We start from the raw sequence: 4,801 nt of genomic DNA, 5'->3' as shown, positions 1-4,801 counted from the left end.
CATTCAGCCAAATCGCGCTTAAACTAAGCGTCAGTAAATTATTATAGCGCCAATTCACAGTATTATAGAGTCAAAACTCGCCACTCGGGATTTCTTTGCCTTTTTATTTGATAAACTTCTTAAATATTTATTACTAAAGTAGTATCCTAGATCCCAGTATCAAGTACTGGGGTGACATCATGTGGGGACAACATCATTAGGTTACTTTCATGACTTTGGCACTGCAATGTTCATGTGTGTGACACTGGCTCAACAATTTCAAAAAAATTCATCAAAAAGGAGGGTTATATGTCTACCATAATTTTATCATCAATTTTAGGTCAAGCTGGCAGTATTTTTGGTCCAATTGGCCGGATTATCGGTTCAGAACTCGGTGCTCTTCTTGGTGCACAGCTCGATAATGCAGTTTTTGGTTTGGATGCCGAGCAAAAGGTAACGCATGGAGCGAGGCTGAAAAATCTGCAAGTTCAAACCTTAACCTACGGCAGAACAATTCCAATTATCTATGGCACTGCCCGCGTTGCAGGTAATATTATTTGGGCACAGCCAATCAAAGAGGAAGTAATAACCACCAAAAATAAAACCGAAAGAGGTATGAATGCTACGTATAACTACTATGCGACGCTTGCAATTGCAATCTGCAAAGGAGAAGTAAAAAAGTTAAACAGAATCTGGGCAGATACAACGTCACTTAGTTTTGATGAAATAGATTATACTTTTTACCGTGGTACAGAAGACCAAAACCCTGATCCATTTATGTTATCAATCGAAGGTGAAGGGAATGTGCCAGCCTACAGAGGAATATCTTATATAGTCATCAAGAATTTTCCTCTAGCGGACTATAACAATCGCGTTCCGGTGTTTACATCTGAAGTGCAAACTGCACTGAAGTCCAATGGATTTTCAGTAGCAGAGAATATTCGGAATATCAATATCATACCAGGTTCAGGAGAGTTTGTGTATGATACGAAAATATAGAAGAAAATTGCGCGAGAAAGAATAAGTAGTAGCCAATATATCCCATATGGATTAGCACAAAGGGTAAATCACAATAATCACACTAAAAAGAGCGATGCGATGCTTTCCTTGGATCAACTGGAAGAAAGTTTGCCAAATGTTGAGTGGGCATCGGTAGTAGTTAATTGGTTTGCAAGTAGTTTAAATATCAAGGATTGTAAAATATATCCTGCAGTTGAGTTTCAAGACGATTCCGCGATATTACCCGATAATTGGCAAGTGGGAGATATTACCAGAGATAATGCTCAGCTAATTTCAAAAGATGATAATGGCAATCCAAGGTATGGCGGCACAGTTAGTGATGCAGCGCTAATAAGATATATAGAAGAGTTACACAGCAGAGGTTATAAGGTGATGCTCTACCCAATGCCCCTGCTCGACACAGAAAACAAAGAGTGGCGAGGAAAATTGAGTGGGGCTCCTGAAGATAAGTGATTTTTTTAAGAGTCAGTATAACAAATTTATAGGACATTATGCGAACATTGCTAAACAGACTAAAGTGGAAGGGTTTGTCATCGGGTCTGAACTTGCGCAGCTAACCAAAGTAAGAGATGCAAAAGACAACTATCCTGCAGTTATGGAGCTAGCTGAGCTTGCAAAGCAGATAAAACTTCAGCTTGGGAAGGAAGTAACCGTGACTTACGCTGCCGATTGGAGTGAATATCATTCATATGATGGTTGGTATAATATGGATGAACTTTGGTCTTCGCAGTATATCGACGTCGTTGGCATAGATGCTTATTTTCCGCTAACTGATGGCCCAGAGCCTCCTTTTGGCTATTCCGCGGAAGATGTAATCGATGGTTGGAGCAGCGGAGTTGGGTATGATTATTTCTATGATTACTCAAAAAGCGACTCTGAGAAAATAAAGTATAACGACAGTAGATATGCGTGGAAAAACATAGAAAAATGGTGGAGTGAAGCTCACGTAAATCCTGATGGCAGCAAAACAAAATGGCAACCAAGGATGAAAAAAATATGGTTTACCGAGTATGGATTTCCCAGCATGAACGGCTGCACTAATGAGCCAAATGTGTTTGTTGATAAAAATAGCATAGAGAGCAAATATCCGCGATATTCAAACGGAGAGGTGAGCTTTCTTTCGCAAAAAACTGCAATTGAAGGAACGCTGAGAAAGTGGCAAAATTCAGAAATGGTGGAAAAAATGTTTCTCTGGGCATGGGATGCAAGGCCATTTCCTTATTTTCCCAATTTGTGTGATATGTGGGCTGATTGCAATAATTGGCAGATAGGGCATTGGACTGAGGGAAAAATTTCACGGCTTAATGTTTCTGATGTTTTATCTGATCTATTGCGAAAGGCGGGTTTAAAAAGTGATCAGTTTGATACAAGCGACGTTGAAGGATTGTTGTCTGGGTATGTAATAAACGATCAACAGTCGATACGTTCAATTATTAAAATGCTACAAAGTTGCTATTTTTTTGATGTTGTTGAGCGGGACTCTAAACTGAAATTTGTCCAAAAGGGCAGGGAAGTTACAACTGAAACATCAGTTGATGAAATTGTTTTCAATCACAGCTCAAAGCCGATACAACTTGTGAGCGCCAGTCAGCTAGATTTGAACAATAAGGTCAACGTTGTTTATTTTAACCGCAATTTTGGTTATCCAATTGACGTGAAATATGCTGAGCTACCAAAGCGGGGCAATGCTGCAACGGTTGAAATACCACTAATCATGGAGGAAGGGGAGGCGCAAAATATAGCTGAAATTTTACTTTATTCTTCGTGGCAAGAGAGAAATATATAAAATTTTAAGCTGCCGATAAAATATGCATGGCTTGCGCCAAGCGATGTCATAACAATTTCAGATGGCAAGAAAAAGCATACGGTGAGAATTATAAAAACAAAATTTGAAAGCATGTCCATTCAAATAATTGGGGTTGGTTATGACTGCTCTATATACAAACTTTCTTTTCCTTCAACAAGATCACTTATGCTTAAAGAATACCCTGCTTCTCACATCAGTAAAACCGTCGTCGAAATGATCGATTTGCCGCATGTTAAAGGTAATATTGCAAGCTTTACTTTAGCTAGTGAGGAGAAGAATTGGAAAGGAGCGACACTCTTTGTTTCATATAATAACAAGGACTATAAGCCTATTGCAAGCACAAACGAGCAGTCTAGTTACGGGTATGTAATGGAATCTACAAATGAGGAAATTATAGTGGTGCTGCGTTTTGGTAAGCTGTCGTTCATAAGCACAACCTCAAATTTAGCGCTAGTTGGAAAAGAGGTAATAAAATTCCAAAGAGCTGAGCTCATAGGTAAAAACAAATATAAGCTTAGCGACCTAATTAGAGGGCAAGAAGGCACTAAAGAGTATAAGCACACTGCAGGTGAAAAATTTGTTCTGCTTGATGATTCAATAATTTCTTTCGAAGTGCAAAGGGGAAAAAAGTTTTACCTAAAAGCAGCCACTTATGGTGGTTCGTTGGATAATGTGGAGGCGGGAATATTTAAACTCTTGAAAGCTACTTAAATTACGCATTCAGACATTTTATTTGCATTTTGTTGAAAATTTGCTGTACTTAGCGCGGTAACATAAAATTAGTTAGAATAATGGCTAATAACGCAAAAAAATTATCGGATGAAGCACCAATAATACTAACTTGGGTACCGAGGGTATACGGTACATTTTTACCAGACGATAAAAACAGTACCCTTAATTATTTAGATATAATCAAAAACCATAAATTAAAAAATAAAGAAGAGAGGGACATATATCTGGTTATAAATGGTCCTGGGCTTGAGAAAAATCAAATAGATGATTTAAAGCATGAACTGCAAGGAATTAAAGGAGTACACGTTATGGACTTACACCAATATGACTGGAGTGAAATAGATACAGGGTGGAAAATAGATGGTAAAGATATCAGTATTAAGAGCTTCTTTAAGCATATGTATAATATGACAGATGAACAAAGAACATACTTTGCCATTGAAATAGATACTTTCAGATTAATTGCTCTTGCCCTTTTAAGGCAGTTTACAAAATATGAAGGAGGAATATATAGACTTTGATTCTTTAAGTGTCGTTGATGGTCATATAGGAAAGGGTATAACAATTCCTGAAAAAATATTGTTGGGGAGTATTGTGCTCAGATCTAAAAAGGGAAACTGTACACACCTTAGTGTAGCAAATATGGTAGATAGTGACTATGATAAATGTAAAAAATCATTCGTGTTTTATTTTAACAACGATTGCATTGTGATAGGCAATTCAGATGTAATAGTTGATATTTTTTCTAGGTATAAAGGTAAAATATTAAGTCACAAGGAAATTTTTAATGAAGTGAAAGCACACTTCAAAAGATGCTTATTAGATGCAATAGACAATTGTAAGCAAGCAATAGATGGGGATTCTAGTTATTATTTTGATATGGTTCGACGCATTTTCAATCTTGAAAGTGAGGGAATACCAAAGCTATATGATATCGAAATTTTTCGACTTGTTGGACAATCTATGAACGTTCTCAATTTGGCTCAAGTAAGTACATTACGTGGGGTTGATACTAGGATCACAAAAAATGATAGGCCGATAAGCACATGTAAATTATTCTTGTTCAGCTGTAATAATGGCAACTATGACCCTATTGAAGTTGTAGGAAGAAATAATTTATCCTGGACTAAAAGGGAGAAGTTATACCGTGAACAAAAATTAAGCAGAAAACTGGAAGAGGTGAAAGTAGACCAGGTAGCAGTGGAAAGGCTATCGTTGAAATAACATTAGACTTATTGAAGAGCTTTCCAGTTATTATAAGAT

General features: G+C 37.2%; 6 protein-coding genes. All 6 read left to right on the top strand.

What is annotated here, in order from left to right; translation table 11 throughout:
• The first annotated feature begins 288 nt into the window (after positions 1–288).
• The 6 genes from DM84_RS04995 to DM84_RS04970 all read left to right on the top strand — a co-directional run bounded on the left by DM84_RS04995 (position 289) and on the right by DM84_RS04970 (position 4,762).
• Complete coding sequence (locus DM84_RS04995; protein ID WP_250778815.1) at positions 289–978, top strand: hypothetical protein; 690 nt, start codon at positions 289–291, stop codon at positions 976–978.
• A gap of 99 nt (positions 979–1,077) precedes the next feature.
• Entirely contained in the window at positions 1,078–1,452 is a 375-nt protein-coding gene (locus DM84_RS04990; RefSeq protein WP_250778812.1) for a hypothetical protein, read from the top strand.
• Positions 1,430–2,785: a glycoside hydrolase/phage tail family protein gene (locus DM84_RS04985; RefSeq protein ID WP_250778810.1), complete on the top strand. Its 1,356-nt coding sequence runs from the start codon at positions 1,430–1,432 to the stop codon at positions 2,783–2,785. The genes DM84_RS04990 and DM84_RS04985 overlap by 23 nt, the downstream gene beginning before the upstream one ends.
• A 111-nt stretch (positions 2,786–2,896) precedes the next feature.
• Positions 2,897–3,517, top strand: a complete 621-nt coding sequence (locus tag DM84_RS04980) for a GTA baseplate fiber-binding domain-containing protein (RefSeq protein ID WP_250778808.1) — start codon at positions 2,897–2,899, stop codon at positions 3,515–3,517.
• A gap of 80 nt (positions 3,518–3,597) precedes the next feature.
• The gene (locus tag DM84_RS04975; protein ID WP_250778807.1) at positions 3,598–4,059 is read left to right on the top strand and encodes a hypothetical protein; all 462 of its coding nucleotides are present in this window, start codon (positions 3,598–3,600) and stop codon (positions 4,057–4,059) included.
• Entirely contained in the window at positions 4,034–4,762 is a 729-nt protein-coding gene (locus DM84_RS04970) for a hypothetical protein (protein WP_250778804.1), read from the top strand. Before DM84_RS04975 ends, DM84_RS04970 begins: the two co-directional genes overlap by 26 nt.
• Positions 4,763–4,801: the final 39 nt, after the last annotated feature.

Source organism: Wolbachia pipientis (assembly GCF_023661085.1).
GTDB lineage: Bacteria > Pseudomonadota > Alphaproteobacteria > Rickettsiales > Anaplasmataceae > Wolbachia.
The sequence above is the reverse complement of the archived record's forward strand: the minus strand, read 5'-3'. Positions and strand labels throughout refer to the sequence as shown.